Origin of the sequence: Pseudomonas sp. JDS08PS003 (genome assembly GCF_045013505.1) — a bacterium.
Lineage (GTDB): Bacteria > Pseudomonadota > Gammaproteobacteria > Pseudomonadales > Pseudomonadaceae > Aquipseudomonas > Aquipseudomonas protegens_B.
This window is the reverse complement of the sequence record NZ_CP120724.1, coordinates 2673130-2690011: the sequence shown is the minus strand read 5'-3', so window position 1 is coordinate 2690011 and position 16882 is coordinate 2673130. Positions and strand designations below refer to the sequence as shown.

The 16882-nt window shown below is 64.6% G+C and carries 16 protein-coding genes; 9 read left to right on the top strand and 7 right to left on the bottom strand.

Annotated features, from left to right (window positions below; translation table 11 throughout):
* The first annotated feature begins 33 nt into the window (after positions 1-33).
* A complete protein-coding gene (locus P7C00_RS12350) occupies positions 34-612 on the top strand; it encodes a hypothetical protein (RefSeq protein ID WP_404939216.1) in 579 nt (192 codons plus the stop codon).
* A 13-nt stretch (positions 613-625) separates the two neighbouring features.
* Here P7C00_RS12350 and P7C00_RS12345 read toward each other — a convergent pair whose 3' ends face one another.
* The 5 genes from P7C00_RS12345 to P7C00_RS12325 form a co-directional block, all read right to left on the bottom strand.
* Positions 626-1342 (bottom strand): dienelactone hydrolase family protein, encoded by a 717-nt coding sequence (locus P7C00_RS12345; RefSeq protein ID WP_346636407.1) that lies wholly within the window; start codon positions 1340-1342, stop codon positions 626-628.
* Positions 1339-1803 carry a hypothetical protein gene (locus P7C00_RS12340; protein ID WP_346636406.1) on the bottom strand — a complete coding sequence of 155 codons (465 nt, stop codon included), beginning with the start codon at positions 1801-1803 and terminating at the stop codon, positions 1339-1341. Before P7C00_RS12340 ends, P7C00_RS12345 begins: the two co-directional genes overlap by 4 nt.
* 121 nt (positions 1804-1924) lie before the next feature.
* Positions 1925-3037 carry a succinylglutamate desuccinylase/aspartoacylase family protein gene (locus P7C00_RS12335; protein ID WP_404939214.1) on the bottom strand — a complete coding sequence of 371 codons (1113 nt, stop codon included), beginning with the start codon at positions 3035-3037 and terminating at the stop codon, positions 1925-1927.
* Between the two features lie 114 nt (positions 3038-3151).
* Positions 3152-3931, bottom strand: a complete 780-nt coding sequence (locus tag P7C00_RS12330) for an ABC transporter substrate-binding protein (RefSeq protein WP_346636404.1) — start codon at positions 3929-3931, stop codon at positions 3152-3154.
* 274 nt (positions 3932-4205) lie between these two features.
* The gene (locus tag P7C00_RS12325) at positions 4206-4640 is read right to left on the bottom strand and encodes a rhodanese-like domain-containing protein (protein WP_404939212.1); all 435 of its coding nucleotides are present in this window, start codon (positions 4638-4640) and stop codon (positions 4206-4208) included.
* Between the two features lie 103 nt (positions 4641-4743).
* Between P7C00_RS12325 and ftrA the strand changes: the two genes are divergently transcribed.
* Positions 4744-5712, top strand: coding sequence for a transcriptional regulator FtrA (gene ftrA / locus P7C00_RS12320; protein ID WP_346636402.1), 969 nt, complete (start codon positions 4744-4746; stop codon positions 5710-5712).
* A 152-nt stretch (positions 5713-5864) separates the two neighbouring features.
* Here the strand turns inward: ftrA and cobF are convergent, their stop codons facing one another.
* Together cobF and P7C00_RS12310 are read right to left on the bottom strand one after the other, a co-directional pair.
* Positions 5865-6626: a precorrin-6A synthase (deacetylating) gene (cobF, locus tag P7C00_RS12315; RefSeq protein WP_404939210.1), complete on the bottom strand. Its 762-nt coding sequence runs from the start codon at positions 6624-6626 to the stop codon at positions 5865-5867.
* Between the two features lie 87 nt (positions 6627-6713).
* Positions 6714-7277, bottom strand: coding sequence for a histidine phosphatase family protein (locus P7C00_RS12310; protein WP_404939208.1), 564 nt, complete (start codon positions 7275-7277; stop codon positions 6714-6716).
* 214 nt (positions 7278-7491) lie between these two features.
* On the opposite strand from P7C00_RS12310, the gene P7C00_RS12305 reads away from it, so the two are divergent.
* The 7 genes from P7C00_RS12305 to P7C00_RS12275 all read left to right on the top strand — a co-directional run bounded on the left by P7C00_RS12305 (position 7492) and on the right by P7C00_RS12275 (position 16840).
* Positions 7492-9489, top strand: coding sequence for an EAL domain-containing protein (locus P7C00_RS12305; protein WP_404939206.1), 1998 nt, complete (start codon positions 7492-7494; stop codon positions 9487-9489).
* A gap of 1037 nt (positions 9490-10526) precedes the next feature.
* On the top strand, positions 10527-11381 hold the full coding sequence (locus P7C00_RS12300) for a MurR/RpiR family transcriptional regulator (protein WP_346635726.1): 855 nt from the start codon (positions 10527-10529) through the stop codon (positions 11379-11381).
* 2 nt (positions 11382-11383) lie between these two features.
* Positions 11384-12028 carry an isochorismatase family cysteine hydrolase gene (locus P7C00_RS12295; protein WP_346635725.1) on the top strand — a complete coding sequence of 215 codons (645 nt, stop codon included), beginning with the start codon at positions 11384-11386 and terminating at the stop codon, positions 12026-12028.
* The gene (locus tag P7C00_RS12290) at positions 12025-13380 is read left to right on the top strand and encodes a glutamine synthetase family protein (RefSeq protein WP_404939204.1); all 1356 of its coding nucleotides are present in this window, start codon (positions 12025-12027) and stop codon (positions 13378-13380) included. Before P7C00_RS12295 ends, P7C00_RS12290 begins: the two co-directional genes overlap by 4 nt.
* Positions 13364-14116 (top strand): N-formylglutamate amidohydrolase, encoded by a 753-nt coding sequence (locus P7C00_RS12285; RefSeq protein ID WP_404939202.1) that lies wholly within the window; start codon positions 13364-13366, stop codon positions 14114-14116. The genes P7C00_RS12290 and P7C00_RS12285 overlap by 17 nt, the downstream gene beginning before the upstream one ends.
* A 184-nt stretch (positions 14117-14300) precedes the next feature.
* Positions 14301-15650 carry an APC family permease gene (locus P7C00_RS12280; protein WP_123723563.1) on the top strand — a complete coding sequence of 450 codons (1350 nt, stop codon included), beginning with the start codon at positions 14301-14303 and terminating at the stop codon, positions 15648-15650.
* A gap of 173 nt (positions 15651-15823) precedes the next feature.
* Entirely contained in the window at positions 15824-16840 is a 1017-nt protein-coding gene (locus tag P7C00_RS12275; RefSeq protein ID WP_404939200.1) for an arginine N-succinyltransferase, read from the top strand.
* Positions 16841-16882 lie beyond the last annotated feature (42 nt).

The window sequence follows — 16882 nt, the reverse complement described above, 5'->3', positions numbered from 1 at the left end:
GCGCGCCTTCGATCCAATGCCTGGAGATTGTGCATGTCATCCTTCGCTAGAAAAGCCCTGGTCCTGGTGTTCGCCGCAGTGGCGGGCCTCGGTGCGCTGAACGCGGTTGCCGCCGGCCAGTCCTCGGCCAAACCGGCGCCGGGGGAGAAGGTCTCGATGCTCGACGGCAAGCTGGCCTTTACCCTGCCCAAGGGCTTCAGCGCCTCGGCCCTGCCGGCCGGCAGCGAGGCCGACGGCACCGCGGGCGCCAGCGGCACCCTGTACTCCAACGCCACCACTCGCACCGTGGTGATCGCCGCCCAGAACACCATTCCCAACGGTGCTCGGGTCAAGGACAACGACGGCGCCTTTCTCGATGCCGCCGTCAGCGGATTCCTGTCGCAACAGGCCGCAGCGCTGCCGGACTTCAGCAAGCAAAGTGAAAAGAGCATGACCCTCAAGGGGCTCGGCGTGCGCCAGATCGACAGTACCGCCACCCAGGGCGGTGGCCTGACCCTGAACTCGACCCTGATCGCCGGCTCCGGCACCCGCATGGCGGTGATCCAGGTGATTTCCCGGGGGACGGACAAGGCCGGTCACGCAGCGTTGATGAAACAGATCCTGCCTCAGTAACCTGGCCCCCGGCTCAGGGGTTGAGCCCCTGCAGCCAGCGGTTGAGGTCTTCAATCTCCACTTCGCTGATGCTGTGGCCCATGCCCGGGTAGGCATGGAACTGCGGCGTCAGGGACTGCTCCTGCAGCAAGTCGTTGGCCTCGACCCCATCGCTGTAGGGCAGGCGCTGGTCAGCGGTGCCATGACCGATAAAGATTCCCAGGCGCTGCAAGGTCGGGTTGTTCTTCACCTGGGAGGCCAAAAGCGGCAGGATCTTCCCGCTCAAGGCGGCAATGCCCCGCACCGACTGCGGATGACGCAGGCCCACTTCATAGGCCATCACCGCACCCTGGCTGAAGCCCACCAGCACCACCTTGTCCGGCTGGGTCTGGTACTTGGCCACCGCACCGCGGACAAACTGGCCGATCAGTTCGGCGCTGCTGGAAAGCTCCTCGGTGACGCCGTCATAGGCGCCCTGCCCCTTGCGGTTGAACCACTGGTAGCTGCCCTCTTCCAGGGTCTGTGGCGCCCGGGCCGACAGGTAGGTATAGCTGGCCGGCAAACGCTCGCGGATACCGAACAGGTCGGCTTCGTTGCTGCCGTAGCCATGCAGGAAGATCACCAGCGGCTGGTTGCGGGTGTCGCTGGGAGCTTGCTCCAGATAGCGCAGCGGCAAGTCGTCGTGCAGCGGGGTCTGGGCGTGAACCAAGGGCACGGCCAACAGCGCCAGAAGCGCCAGGTAGCGGATCATGTCCTGCTCCTTTTTTGCGAAGGGGTGACGAAAAATGCAGTGTCAGAGCCTAGCATCGCCGGGCCTGCAAGATCAGTTGCCGCGCGCTCCAGCGCCAGACCGCGCCAGGCCCAGGGCAACAGCACCACCACCGCCAGGCCAAAGCCCACCTGAGACAGGTAGAAGGTTTCCAGCCACTGGCTGTGGGCGGCCACATAGAAGCTGTTATGCAGGACATCCAGCAGGATGATGGCCAGGGTCAGGATCAGCCCCCAGCGCGCACGCACGAACAACAGCAGCGCCGCCAGAGGGTCGAACAGGGTCAGCGAGCCCCAGAAGGCGCGGCTGGCCAGGGGCGTTTCGGCGCCGTAGCCATAATCCCAGAGCAGGCCGTGATCCAGGGCCGCGCGCAGGTGATTGAAAGTCGCCGCCAGCAGGCAGAGGGCAAACAGCAGGCGGATGCACAGCGACACTCGGGACATGGACACCTCTGGCGCAGGAGCCGGCTTGCCGGCAAAGGGGGCAAAAGCAGATCGACGGCGGACGCGCCGGGGGTTTCGCTGGCAAGCCCGCTTCTTCCCCGGTCGACGTCACCTTGGCGGGTCAGTCGTTGATCAACTTGCCGCTGCGGATCGCTTCGCGTCCGGCCACCTTGGCCAGCCAGATTCCCGGCTGGGTATAGCGACCGCGATCCAGGGCAAAGAGCACGCCGCTGATGCCGGCACGCACGGTGCTGACGATGTCGTTCAAGGGGTCGACCACTTCGAACAGGGCGTCGCCGCGCTCCACCCACTCGCCGGCATCCCGCAGAAAACTGACCACGCCAGGGTGCGGGGCGAACAGGTATTGGGTGCCTTCGAAGGGCATGCCTTCACAGCACTCACCCGGCGCAGCGGGCCACTGGCCACTGATCAGGCCCTGCTCGGCCAGAAAGCCGAGGATGGCTTCACAATTGGCCCGGGCCTGCTCGACCCGGGTGTCACCCATGCTGCCCAGTTCCAGGGTGGCGGCCAGGTTGGCCGGGGGAATCGCCGCCCGGGGAAAGTCCCGGGCCAGGCGCAGCCAGGGCGAGGAGCAGGATTCGTCGAAGGAACTGCCGCCGGAATCCTCGCAGAGCAACGCCACCCCGGCCTTCAGACGTGCCGCCAGGGACTGCCACCGCGGCCAGTGCTGGGGCAAGGCATAGAGGTGGATCGCCGCCTCGAAATCGCAATGCAGGTCGAGGGTGATATCGGCGTCGCAGGCGTGGCGCAACAGCAGCCGGTGCAAGGCTTGCAGCTGCGAGTCCGGAGCCGGCAGCTGATCCAGCACCTGGAGCATGGTGTGGCGGATCAGGGCAACGTTGGCCGCTGCGTCATCCCCCAGCTGCTTGCCGATCAGGTCGCCCACCGGACCACTGAGTTCGACGAAGGCACGGTTGAAGTTCTTGCCACTGCCCAGTTCGAAACGCCCCAGGTGACTGCCCTGAACCTGCTGGTCCAGGCCGATGGGGTTGGCCACCGGCACCAGTTCGATCACGCCCTGCAAACGCCCCTGGCGCTCCAGTTCCGCCAGGCGTTGCTTCAGCTCCCAGGCCGTGCGCATGCCCGGCAGTTCATCGGCGTGCAGGCTGGCCTGGATATACACCTTGCGGCCAGCGCTGCCGAAGCGAAACACGCTGAGCTGGCGCGCCGTGCCCAGGTGGCCCCAGGGCAAGGAATGGTCGATGCGTTGCATAGTGGCTCCGGGGATCAAAAAAGGCGTGGCGCAGAATAAAACAGCGGCGCACAAAAAAGGTGGCGACCGGATCACGGGCGCCACCTTTTTTAGCCAAACTTTGCAGCCTGCGGCTTACTCGCCGTAGACATCAAAGTCGAAGTATTTGTCTTGCACTTGCTTGTACTTGCCGTTGGCGCGGATCTCGGTGATGGCGGTGTTGAATTTCTCTGCCAGCTCCTTGTCGCCCTTGCGTACGGCGATGCCGGCACCGCCACCGAAGTATTTCGGGTCGTTGTACTCGGGACCGACGAAGGCGAAGCCCTTGCCGGCGTCGGTTTTCAGGAAACCGTCGTCGAGGTTGACCGAGTCCGCCAGCAGCGCGTCGACGCGACCGGACACCATGTCCAGATTGGCCTCCTGCTGAGAGCCGTAGCGCACCAGGTCGATACCGGCCGGCACCAGCACTTCAGTGGCGAAGCGGTCGTGGGTACTGGCGCGCAGCACACCGACTTTCTTGCCCTTGAGCTCGGTCAGCGGGTCCTTGATGGCGGTGCCGGTCTTCATCACGAAGCGCGCCGGGGTGTGGTAGTACTTGATGGTGAAATCGACGTTCTTCTTGCGATCGTCGGTGATGGTCATGGACGACAGGATGGCGTCGATCTTTTTCACCTTCAGCGCTGGGATCAGGCCGTCGAATTCCTGCTCGACCCAGGTGCACTTGACCTTCATCTGCTCACACAGGGCATCGCCCAGGTCCACATCGAAACCGGTGAGCTTGCCGTCGGGAGTCTTCATCGAGAACGGTGGGTAGCCGGCTTCGATACCGATACGGATCGGCTTGGCCTCGTCGGCGGAGGCGGTGAAGGAAAACAGCGACAGTGCCAGGGCACCAAACAGCACAAACTTGTTCATTTATAACTCCAGGAGACGGAGACTTTTATTGGCTGGTTTCGATTATGGGCAAATCGAAGTGGCCAGCAGTCTAGAGCGGCTCCCGGGAAGCAAATTGTGTTTATGCGACAAATACTTATAAAAAATATGCAACCGCGACCCTCTACCTCCTCCCGCGCCCCGACGTGGTGCGTTTGTCCCTGAAAAACCCGACGTTCGCCTCAGAACGCGCCATGTTTACCGACACATCACCCGCTGGCCCCAGCCTGAGGCCGCTGCCAGCGCAGTGACCCCTTCAGCAGGTGCAGGACAGATCCGCTCCCTCGCGGCGCGCTTGCCCGGTGCTGAGCTGGAAGCCTTCATCGAGCCAGCCGGTGACACCGCCGATCATCTCCTTGACCGGGTATTCCAGGGCCGCCAGCTTGACCGCCGCCTTGTTCGCGCCATTGCAGTGAGGGCCGGCGCAATACACCACGAACAGAGTGTCACGAGGATAACCGGCCAGGTGTTCTGCAGTGAGCAAGCGCCCGGGCAGATTGATCGCCCCGGGGACATGGCCACGGGCAAAGGCTTCGGGGCCACGCACATCCACCAGGACAAAATCCACTTCCCCGGCCTCCTGGCTGCTGTAGACGTCGGAACAGTCGGTTTCAAAGGTCAGGCGGTTGCAAAAATGCATCAGGGCAATGGCCGAAGGGGCGGCGGCAGTGCTGCGGACCAGGCTGGTCATGGGCGTCTCCAGAAACTCGCGATTAAGGTGAGAAGGACTTTATAGGCCCTGCCCTACCGCGCTAAAGTGGCGCTCCGGACACCGACTGGTAACTTTCCGCCAAATGCACAATCCCCCCGGTTTGGTCGCGATCCTGGCCTACGACGGCCTTTGCACCTTCGAATTCGGCATTGCCGTGGAAATCTTCGGCCTGGCCCGGCCGGAGTTCGATTTTCCCTGGTATGAGCACTGCATCGTCGCCGTAGACCCGGGGCCGATGCGCGCAGCGGGCGGTATCCGGATACTGGCCGATGGCGGCCTGGAACGGCTGGAACAGGCCCGGACCATCATCATTCCCGGCTGGCGCAACCGCGACGAGGCGCCGCCGCCCGAGCTGCTGCAAGCCCTGCGCCGGGCCTACCATCGCGGCGCGCGGCTGCTGTCGATCTGCTCGGGGGTGTTCGCTCTGGCGGCCAGCGGCCTGCTCAACGGCCTGGGCGCCACCACTCACTGGCGCTACACCCAAGAGCTGGCCGAGCGCTTCCCGGACATCTCGGTGGACCCGGACGTGCTCTATGTGGACGCCGGCCAACTGATCACCTCTGCCGGCAGCGCCGCCGGCATCGATGCCTGCCTGCACCTGGTGGCCCGGGACTTCGGCACCCAGGTGGCCAACAGCGTGGCCCGGCGCCTGGTGATGTCGCCCCAACGTACCGGCGGCCAGGCCCAGTTCATTCCAGCCCCGGTCAGCCGCACCCCGCGCAGCGACCTGTCACGGGTCATGCAATGGGCTCGGCAACGCCTGCATGAACCGCTGGCGGTGAGCGACCTGGCGGCCCGGGCGCTGATGAGCGAACGCACCTTCTTGCGACGTTTCAACGACGCCACCGGCGCCTCGCCCAAGGCCTGGCTGCAGCATGAGCGAATGGCCCGGGCCCGGGAGCTGCTGGAAAGCAGCAGCGAAACCACGGAAAGCATCGCCCTGCGTTGCGGTTATCGCTCGGTGGAAAGTTTTCGCGTGGCCTTTCGCAGCCTGGTGGGCCTGCCGCCCTCGGCCTACCGCGAACGCTTCGGCGAAAAATCCCCCCCGTAGGAGCCGGCTTGCCGGCGAAGAACACGACGTTCATCCGGTGGTGTCCATCCCGGCCTCTTCGCGGGCAAGCCCGCTCCTACGGGAAAAGAGGGAGACCCCGCTGCCGGCGAAGAACACCACGCTTATCCGCCGGCGTCCAACCCGGCCGGCGCCTAAGGCTCCGGTTTGCGCAGAAGGTAGGTGTCCATGATCCAGCCATGTGCCTCGCGCGCTTGGCGACGAACCCGCTGGATGTCGTCGGCAACCTCGTCGAGGCGTCCGGAAATGAGGATCTCGTCCGCCGTGCCCAGGTAGGCGCCCCAGTAGATGTCCAGGTCCTGATGGCGCAGCTGGCGGTAGGAATCCTCGGCGTCGAGCATCACCACCCGGCTGTCGGCATCACCGGACTGCCCCGCCGCCAGGCGCCGCCCGGTGGTGATTTCCACTGAGCGGCCAATACGGTTCAACGCCACCTTGTGCTGCGCCGCCAAGGCCTGGACGCTGGTGATGCCGGGGATCACCTGATACTCGAACTGCGCCGCACCACTGGCCAGGATCTGCTGCAGGATGCGCAGGGTACTGTCGTACAGCGCCGGGTCGCCCCAGACCAGGAAGGCGCCGGTCTCGTCCTGCGCCAGTTCCTCATTGATCAGGCGCTCGAAGATCTGCTGCTTGTCCTGGTTCAGGGCCTGGACGCTGGCCTGGTAGTCCACATCGCCGCGCTGACGTTCCGGGGTCTGGGCTTCGACGAAGCGATAAGGACGCTCGGTGAGGTAGCGCTGGCACAGCTCGCGCCGCAGATCGATCAGCGAATCCTTGCTTGGCCCCTTGTCCATCAGGAACACCACGTCACTGCGGTTCAGCGCCTTGATCGCCTGGATGGTGATGAAGTCGGGGTTGCCGGCACCGATGCCGATGACCAGGAGGGTTTTCATGGGGTTCAGGTTCTCGCTGCTGGGCCAAGGGGCAAGTATGGGCGGCTTTGGCGCCCGGAGAAATGCCCCAACACCCGACACTGCTCCTCAATCGCGGCCATCCAGGCGCAGGCGCCAACGATCGGCATGGCTGAGGTCGATCCGTGACAGGGGCTCGATATCCATCAGGTTGAAACTGGCCAGGGGCGCCTGCAGCAATTGCAGCAGCACGGCACGCATGACAAAGGGATGGGTCACCGCCAACCAGTGCCCGGGACGCTGGGCCATCAGCTCCAGCCACTGCGCCACCCGCTGGCACAACTCGGCGACCGACTCGCCTCCCGGCGGGGCGCTGTGGGGGTCCTCCAGCCAGGCCTGCAAGGCTTGCGGCTGCTGCCGTTGCAGATCGCCGATAGCCATCCCCTGCCAGGCACCGAAGCCACAGTCGCGCAAGGCTTCCTGCACTTGCGGCGCCGCGCTGAACAGCGCCGCCGTCTGACAGGTTCGCCGCTCCGGCCCGCAGAGCACCTGCAGCTTGTGCCTGAACGGCTGCGCCCGGCTCAGGGCCTGGGCCTGCCAATCCATCTCCACGGCTTCGTCCAGGGGAAAACGCCCGAGCTTCTGGGCGGCGGTACGGGCGTGGCAGATCAGGGTCAAACGGGTGGCCGGCAAGGGGCTATCTCGACAAAGGACAATCAGGGCTGAGGCGGGTTTTTTAGCACGGCGACCGGGCAGATTCCCAGCAGAAAGCTGGTGGAAAATTCTTCATAAACTCAAGAAAAGCCTGACCACCAAACAGGAAACAGCCTATAGGCAGCCCAAGCAGGACGCCTTTATCCTCCGCGACCTTCCCACGCTTCGACTCGAATTCAGGTACCTCGACACCATGCACAGCGGTATTTGGGAGCTCTTGTCTCTCGACCTTGCTCTCAACGCCTCGCTCCTGCCCATCATCCTGCTGCAATACGTTGCCCTGGTGGGGATCTTCAGCATCCTGCTGATGCTGCGTCAGGACGCCCAGCGCCTGATCAAGTCGAAAAAGATCCTGCTGGGTTTGATTCTGGGCACCAGCAACGCCGCTTTGATCGCCCTCGCCTCCGGGTTCATGCAGGCCCCGGTGAAGATTTTCCTGAGCAACGACATGCTGTTTCTCGCCGGATTGCTGGGGGGCTGGTGGGGCGGTATGACCTGCCTGACCCTGGTGGCGCTGGCTCGCTACTGCATTGCCGGCGCCGAGCAGTTCGAAGAGGCGCTGTTCAGTTTTGGCCTGGTGACCCTGGGGGGCATGCTGCTCCATCGCTGGTTCGAGACCCGCGACCTGTGCGCCCTGAGCCTGAAGGAAGTGCTACTGGTGATTCTGGTACGAGTCGGCGCCGCCATCGTCCCGATGCAGATCATCGACTGGATGGGCACAATCAGCTCCAGCATCACCGCGCAACTGCTGTCCTTGCGGCTGAGCTCGACCCTGCTCTCTCTGCCCATGATCATCCTGATACTCGCCATGCTGCGCCGCGAAGCACGCTACCAGCAGGCCCAGCACAGCCTGCTGCAACAGGCCCTGACCGATCCGACCACCCAACTGCCCAATCGACGCGCCCTGCGCAACCACCTCGACCAACTGCTGGAACAAAGCGAAGAGCAGCGCGCGCCCCACACCCTGATCGTGATCAACATCAGCAACCTCAAGGACCTGGTCGCCATCCACGGCCATGACTGGACCGACCAGTTGCTGATCTCCCTGGCGCAAGAGTTCAGCAGCGGGGCGTCCAGCCATGCCCTGCAAGCCAGTGCCGCCCCCCGCACCTTCATGTTCTCGGACCTGAACCTGGCACTGATCGTGCCGCACCGTTCCATCCAGCAGGTCGAAGAGTCGGCGCTGCTCGCTACCCTGCAGATGACCTTGCAGGCCGGCTTGCCCAGTGACGGCAGCCTGGCGCCCAAGCTGCAGTTCTGCGTGATCGATGCGTGCGCCGGAGACAGCGCCAACGTCACCTTGCGCAACATCAGCCTGGCCCTGCAGGACTGCAGCCAGCCGGTGCGTTACCTGCACCAGTCGCTGATCGAACAGGCCCAGAGCAACGAACGCATCCGCCAGCAACTGCTGGAGTGGGTGCGATCGAACACCCCGCCGCTGTATTACCAGCCGAAGTTCTGCCTGAGCCAGCGCACGATCATCGGCGCCGAAGCCCTGCTGCGGGCCCAGGACGACCAGGGCGCAACGATTTCACCCCTGCTGATACTGGAAGTGATCCGCCACCACGACCTGCAGCAAGCCTTCGAATGGGCGACCATCGAAGCGGTGATCCGCGACGCCCGGCACTACATCGATGCCGGCCTCAAAGGGCCGCTGGCGGTGAACGTCTCCTCCTCGACCCTGAGCGATGCCAACTTTGCCGTCCTGCTGATCCAGCGCCTCAAGGAAGCCGGTCTTCCCGGTGCACGCCTGACCCTGGAACTGACCGAGAACACCCTGTTGCAAGACACTCGGCAAGTGGCGCACAACATGCTCCTGCTCAAGGATCACGGCGTGGGACTGTCCCTTGACGACTTCGGCACCGGCTACTCGGCCCTGAGCATCCTGGCCAAGTATCCCTTCAGCGAAGTGAAGATCGACCACTCGATGATTTCCCTGCTGCACTATGAGCGGATGCGCACCGCGGTCTCCATCGCCCAGGAAAGCGCCCGCCTGTACCAGGCGATACTGACGGCCGAAGGGGTCGAAACCCAGGAGCAGATCGACATTCTCCAGAAGATTGGCATCCGCTGCGCCCAGGGCTACTTCTTCTCCCCGGCGGTGCCCCTGGGCGAACTGATCGCACTGGGGAGCGTTGGGACAAAGGGAACCGCCCGGGCTCGACCGCTCGACGGCCCGGATCAAGCCTGAGCGCCTTGATCGGAGTTTTTCGTCCCCCGCCTGGGTGGACGCCTTCGCTGGCAAGCCAGCTCCTACAGCAGACAGATAGACCGTGCAGTTCCCCGGAGGAGCCGGCTTGCCGGCGAAGAGGCCCGTGAGACATGCAGCGCCTGGGCCGACGCCTTCGCTGGCAAGCCAGCTCCTACAGCAGACAGATACATCGTGCAGTTCCCCGTAGGAGCCGGCTTGCCGGCGAAGAGGCCTGTAAGACATGCAGCGCCTGGGCCGACGCCTTCGCTGGCAAGCCAGCTCCTACAGCAGGCAGATACACCGTGCAGTTCCCCGTAGGAGCCGGCTTGCCGGCGAAGAGGCCTGTAAGACATGCAGCGTCTGGGCGGGCGCCTTCGCTGGCAAGCCAGCTCCTACAGCAGACAGATAGACCGTGCAGTTCCCCGTAGGAGCCGGCTTGCCGGCGAAGGGGCCCGTGAGACATGTAGCGCCTGGGCGGACGCCTTCGCTGGCAAGCCAGCTCCTACAGAAACGCACCCACCCTTAGCTTCAGGCCGGCCGCAAGGCCGCCGTCGCGCTCTTGATCTTGATCTTGATCTGAGCGCCCCGTTAACCACGATGGCCGAACGCAGGTATTGAGCCGTGGGTAACCCGGCAGGACGCCGGGTTAGCCGCCACCCGGCCAGGGATGGCCGGTGGCGGCGGCCCACGGATCAATGCCGGAGTGAGGGCATGCCGAGCCTAGGCGAGGCACCGAGTGGAGGGGCAGAGCGTTTTGCTTACTTTTGCGCTTTTCAAAAGTGAGTCGCTGTAAGAGCGAAACCCTAAGTGGCCGTGACCGCAGGAATGGATATGTCCCCACCCCCGAACCCGAAGTGGCCAAACCCGCAGCACCCGATATGCCCCCTCCCCCCTACAACCACAACCACAACCCAACGCCCCAGTCCAAAGCATTTCGCCACCAAAGCAAATTTCACTAGACATGTAACGTCCATTACATAAATATCATTTAGCCATTTTATGAAACAAAAACGACATTCAGCTTCCAAGGCACCCCGATGCCCTCTCTCAGAGACCTGATCACCGACCCCGCCCTCGACCTGACGCCTTCAGAGCGCAAAGTCGTGCGCGCCCTGCTCGACCACTACCCGCGCAACGGACTGGGGCCGATGTCACGCCTGGCGGAACACGCCGGGGTCAGCGACCCGACCATCGTGCGGCTGGTGAAGAAACTCGGCTTCAGCGGCTACGGCGAATTCCAGGAAGCCCTGCTCAGCGACATGGACGACCGCCTGCGCTCGCCCAGCACCCTGCTGCGCCCACGGGCGCAAGTGGCACAGGGCGATACCTGGGGCCGCTACCTGGCGGACAGCCAGCGCGCCCTGCAAGACACCCTGGCCCTGACCCAGCCCGAAGACATCCGCGTACTCATGGACTGGCTGCTGGACAGCCGCCACCAGCTGTACTGCTTCGGCGGACGCTTCAGCAGCTTCCTGGCCCACTACCTGCTCAACCATCTGCGGTTGATGCGCCCAGGCTGTTTCTTTCTTGAAGACAACGCGCAACTGCCGGACCGCCTGTTCGATGTGCAGCGCCAGGATCTGGTGCTGCTGTTCGACTACCGCCGCTATCAGTCCCAGGCCCTGCGGGTCGCCAGCGCGGCCAAGGCGCGCAACGCCCGGGTGGTGCTGTTCACCGATATCTATGCCTCGCCGTTGCGGGAGTTGGCGGACCTGATCATCAGTGCCCCGGTGGAGTCCCTGTCGCCATTCGACACCCTGGTGCCGGCGCTGGCCCAGGTCGAGGCGCTGATCGCCTGCCTGACCCCGCGCAGCGCCCATCTTGATCAGCGCCTGGAGGGCATCGACGCCCTGCGGGCGCAATTCGATACCCATGTGCTGGAGGAAAAATAAGGATGTTCAGCCTGCCCCACCGTTCGCCCCGGGACTTGCCCTTCGTCGTCGATCACACCGCCCTGCTGCTGGTGGACATGCAGCGCGCCTGGCTCGAACCGCAGTTCGACCCGCACCTGCAAGGCCCCGAGGGCGAGGCCTTTCTCAAGCGAGCCCGGGAACAGGTGATCCCCAACCAGCAACGCCTCCTGGCAGCGGTGCGCGAAGCACGCCAGAACGTGCTGCACACCATTATCGAAAGCCTGACCGCCGACGGCCGTGACCGCTCCCTGGACCACAAGCTGTCGGACATGCACTTGCCCAAGGGCAGCCCCCAGGCAGCGATCATCGACGAGCTGACGCCGGTGGAAAACGAGATCGTCCTGCCCAAAACCTCTTCCGGGGTGTTCAACTCCACCAACATCGACTACGTGCTGCGCAACCTGGAAACCCGCCACCTGATCATCGCCGGGATCGTCACCGACCAGTGCGTGGACATGGCGGTGCGCGACGCCGCCGACCGCGGTTATCTGGTGACCCTGGTCGAGGACGCCTGCGCCACCTATGGCGATACCCGGCACCAGGCCTGCCTCAACGCGATCAAGGGCTACTGCTGGATCACCGACACCAACACCGTGCTCGGCCGCCTGCGGGAGATCCGCGGATGAGTCGCGGCCAGGGCATCGAGGCCCTGACGCCATTGGCCATGACCAGCATCGTCACCACCGACCTGATCGGCGTCACTCGGGGCCGTTCCTTTCCCAGCGACGAGCTGGAGCGCTACCGGATCGGCGGCTGTGGCTGGGTGCCGGCCAACAGCGCCCTGACGCCCCAGGACCTGATCGCCGAGGACAACCCCTGGGGCGCCCATGGCGACCTGCGGCTGATTCCCGACCTGGAGAGCCGGGTCACTGTCGGTGCCGGGCCGGATGCCACGTCGGCGCCCCTGGACTTCATTCACGCCGACATCTGCGAGACCGATGGCCGACCCTGGGCCGCCTGCCCGCGGACCCTGCTGCGCAACGAGGTGCAGCGCTACCGTGAACTGGGCATCCAGATCACCGCCGCCTTCGAACACGAGTTCAACCTCGACAGCGGCGCCGCTCAGCGCGAGCACCTGGCCTTCTCCCTGGAGGCCCAGCGCCAGGGCGCGGCCTTCGGTGGCTGGCTGCTGTCGGCATTGCGGGCGGCCGGTGTCGAACCGGAAATGTTCCTCCCCGAATACGGCAAGCAGCAATACGAGATCACCTGTCGCCCGACCCAGGGCCTGGCCGCCGCCGACCGCGCAGTGAACGTGCGCGAGATCACCCGGGAGATTGCCCGGCAACTGGGGCAACGGGTCAGCTTCGCCCCCAAGACCGCGGCGGACGCCGTGTGCAACGGGGTGCACCTGCACCTGAGCCTGCAGGACCTGGACGGCACGCCACTGCTCTACGATCCCCAGGCGGTCAGCGGCGACGACCTGTCGCGGCTGGGCCAGCACTGGGCCGCCGGGGTGCTCAAGCACCTGCCGGCACTGTGTGCCTTCACCGCGCCGACGCCGCTGTCCTATGAGCGCCTGCTGCCCCATCACTGGAGCGCCTCCTACGCTTGCCTGGGCCTGCGCAACCGCGAAGCCTCGCTGCGCATCTGCCCCACCGTGGACATCGGCGGCAAGCCCGTGGCGCCGCAGTACAACCTGGAATTCCGTGCCCTGGACGCCACCGCCTCGCCACACCTGGCCATGGCCGTGATCCTGATCGCCGGACGCCTGGGCATTGAACAGAAGCTGCCCCTCAACGCGGTGACCGACAAGGTCCCCGACGAGCTGAGCACCGAACAGCGCCTGGCCAGCGGCATCGTGCCCCTGCCCGGCACCCTGACCCAGGCCCTGGAATGCCTGCGCAGCAACACGGAGTTGCTGCAGACCCTGCCGCCGGAGCTGCTGAGCACCTATTTCGCCGTCAAACAAAAGGAAGTGTCCCTGACCGAGCACCTGACCGCTGCCGATCTCTGTGAGCACTATGGACACCTGTACTAAACCTGCCGAGCTGGGGTTCTACACCGAGCCGGCCTATCGCCTGTTCCGCGAAGACTCCACGCATCCGCTGATCCTGGTGTGCGAACACGCCAGCCACTACATTCCACCGGCCCTGCACGACCTGGGCCTGGACCCGGTGGCGGCCCGGGAGCATATCGCCTGGGACCCGGGCGCCCTGGAACTGGCCCAAAGCCTGTCCCAGGCCCTGGGCGCAACCCTGATCGCGGCCAATTATTCGCGCCTGCTGATCGACCTGAACCGGCCGCGACATGCCCCCGACAGCATCCCGCTGCAAAGCGAGATCTATCAGGTGCCGGGCAATCAGCACCTGGACGAAGCCACCCGCGAGTACCGCCGCCAGCAACTGTTCACGCCGTTCCACCAGCGTCTGCAGCGGCTCATCGACCGGCGCCTGGCCGAAGGCCGCGAGGTGCGCGTGGTGGGGATTCACAGCTTCACCCCGATCTACTACAGCCAGCCACGTGCGCTGGAAGTCGGCGTGTTGTATGGCAGTGCCACGGCCTACGCGGCGCGAATACTGGAAGGTTTGTGGACCCTGCCGATAAAGGTGGCGGGCAACCAGCCTTACGAGATCAACCCCTTGAGCGACATGACCGTGCCGGTGCACGGTGATGCCCGGGGCCTGGAATCGGTACTGATCGAGGTGCGCAACGACTTGTTGCGCAGCCCTGAAGCGGTGCAGCACTGGAGCGACTGTCTGGCGCCGCTGCTGTAACGGATATTGAAAGACGCTTGAACGCAACAAAGGCTGTTTGCAGGACAGGTACAACAACAAGAAAAACCGCTGTGGTGTGTCTTTAACCCTGCCAGGTTCAAACACAGACCGGCGCACGAGGCGTCAATGACGACCCTCGCCGCCGGATGCGCCCACTTACATTGGCTACAAGGAGAACTGCTTCATGGAGATTGAAGAATTCGGCTACAAACAGGAACTCAAGCGTGGCCTGAGCCTGCGCGACCTGGTGGTCTACGGGATGATTTTCATGATCCCCATCGCCCCGTTCGGGGTCTATGGCTACGTCAACCAGGAAGCCCCGGGCATGGTGCCCCTGGCCTACATCATCGGCATGGTGGCGATGGTCTTCACCGCCCTGAGCTACGGCGCCATGGCCCGCGCCTTCCCCATCGCCGGCTCGGTCTACTCCTACGCCCAGCGCGGCCTCAACCCCCACGTGGGCTTTCTCGCCGGCTGGCTGATGCTCCTGGACTACCTGCTGATCCCGCCGCTGCTCTACGTCTACGCGGCCATGGCCCTCAACCACCTGTACCCGGAAGTGCCCAAGGTCGGCTTTATCCTGGCGTTCCTGGTCAGCGCTACCTTCGTCAACCTGCGGGGTATCACCTTCACCGCGCGGATGAACATCCTGTTCCTGCTGGCACAACTGGTGGTCCTGGGGATCTTCCTGTTCTACGCCTGGAACGCTCTGCACGGTGGCACCGGCAACGGCCAATTGACCCTGGCGCCGCTGTACAGCCCGGAAAATTTCCACTTCGGCATGCTGATGCAGGGCGTATCGATTGCGGTGCTGTCGTTCCTGGGCTTTGACGCCATCTCGACCCTGGCCGAAGAGGTCAAGGGCGACCCGGGCCGCAGCGTCGGCCGCGCCGCCCTGATCACCCTGGTGGTGATGGGGGCGATCTTCGTGGTACAGACCTGGATCGCCACCGACCTGGCCGCCGGCATGGGCTTCAAGTCCGCCGACACCGCCTTCTATGAAATCGCCGAACTGGCCGCCGGCAGCTGGCTGGCGACCCTCACCGGGGTGGCCACGGCGCTGGCCTGGGGAGTGGCGGTGGCCATCACCTCGCAAGCCGCGGTATCGCGCCTGCTGTTCGGCATGGCCCGGGACGGCAAGCTGCCCAAGGTGCTGGCCAAGGTCCACCCGAAACACAACACCCCGCACATCAGCATCTACCTGGTGGCGGTGCTGTCGCTGCTGATCTGCTACCTGTTCATCAACTCGGTGGACACCCTGACCTCACTGGTCAACTTCGGCGCCCTGAGCGGCTTCATGCTGCTGCACATCACGGTGATCAATTTCTACTGGCGCCGGCAGAAATCCGGCCAGGTGGTGCGTCACCTGATCTGCCCGGTGATCGGCTTCGTGATCGTCAGCGCCATCATGTACAACATGGGCGTGGATGCGCAGAAACTCGGCGCCATCTGGATAGTCGCCGGGCTGGTCTACCTGTTCCTGCTGAACAAGCTGGGCAGCGGTGCCGCCCTGCCCGATCCGCTCAAACCCTAAGTGACTTCCCTGCGGCGCCGGATGGCGTCGCGCTTCCCCCCGAGGCAGCCGCCAAGAGCCGCCCGGGGACAGGCCGCCGGATGCCGTGGCCGTGGAACTGCGTGGTAACCGACAGTGATGTCTGGCCAATGTTCGCCCCCGGGGCGAGCGGCCCTTGATACAGGAGTGCACCCATGCTGGCCTTGCGTCCCGTGGCGTTATTCGATCTGCCCCAACTGCGGCGCCTGGCCCGCGAACGCCTGCTGGGCGTAACGTCCCTGGTGGATGACGAAACCTGCCTGCGGGAAAAGATCCTCGACTCCCTGGCGTCCTTCGCCAAGGCCGAGGCCAGCCAGGGCCCGGAGAACTACTTTCTGGTGCTTGAGGACCCTGCCAGCGGCCTGCTCCACGGCTGCTCCGACATTCTCGCCACGGCGGGCTTTGCCGCGCCGTTCTACAGCCTGCGCAACCGGCCCTTCATCAGCAGCTCCAGGGAGCTGAACATCGAGCACGGGGTGCCGACCCTGTCCCTGTGCCAGGACCTCAGCGAACAGACCCTGCTGCGCAGCTTCCATGTGGACCCGGCGTTGTCGGGCACGCCCCTGGCGCAGCTGACGTCCCGGGCGCGCCTGCTGTTCATGGCCGCTCACCCCCAGCGTTTTGCCGAGAGCACCATCAGCGAGATCGTCGGCTACAGCAACGCTGCCGGCGAATCGCCGTTCTGGGAGGCGGTGGGCCAGCACTTCTTCGACCTGCCCTACATCGAGGCCGAACGCCTGTGCGCCCTGCAGGGCCGGGGCTTTCTGGCCGAACTCATGCCCCAGTACCCGCTGTACATCCCGATGCTGCCGCAGTCGGCCCAGGACTGCATCGGACAGATTCACCCCTATGCGCGAGAAGCCTGCGACATCCTGGTCGACGAGGGTTTTGCGCCTACCCAGTATGTGGACCTGTTTGATGCCGGACCGACCCTGCAAGCCCGCAACAACCAGCTACGCTCGATCGTTCAGAGCCGGGTCGCGATCAGCTACCTCAGCCCCCAGAGCGGCCGCGGTCGCCACTGGTTGCTGAGCAATGACCGACTGCAAGGATTTCGCGCCATTGTCGCGCCCCTGGATGAAGCCCCGGGCGATGTGGTCGGGCTCGACCTGTCGATGCTCCAGGCCCTGCAACTGACACCGGGCGAACCGGTACGGGGAATCGCGTTATGAGTTGCCCGCTGTTGCTGCGCTGCCCGGGACCGCTGCAAGGAG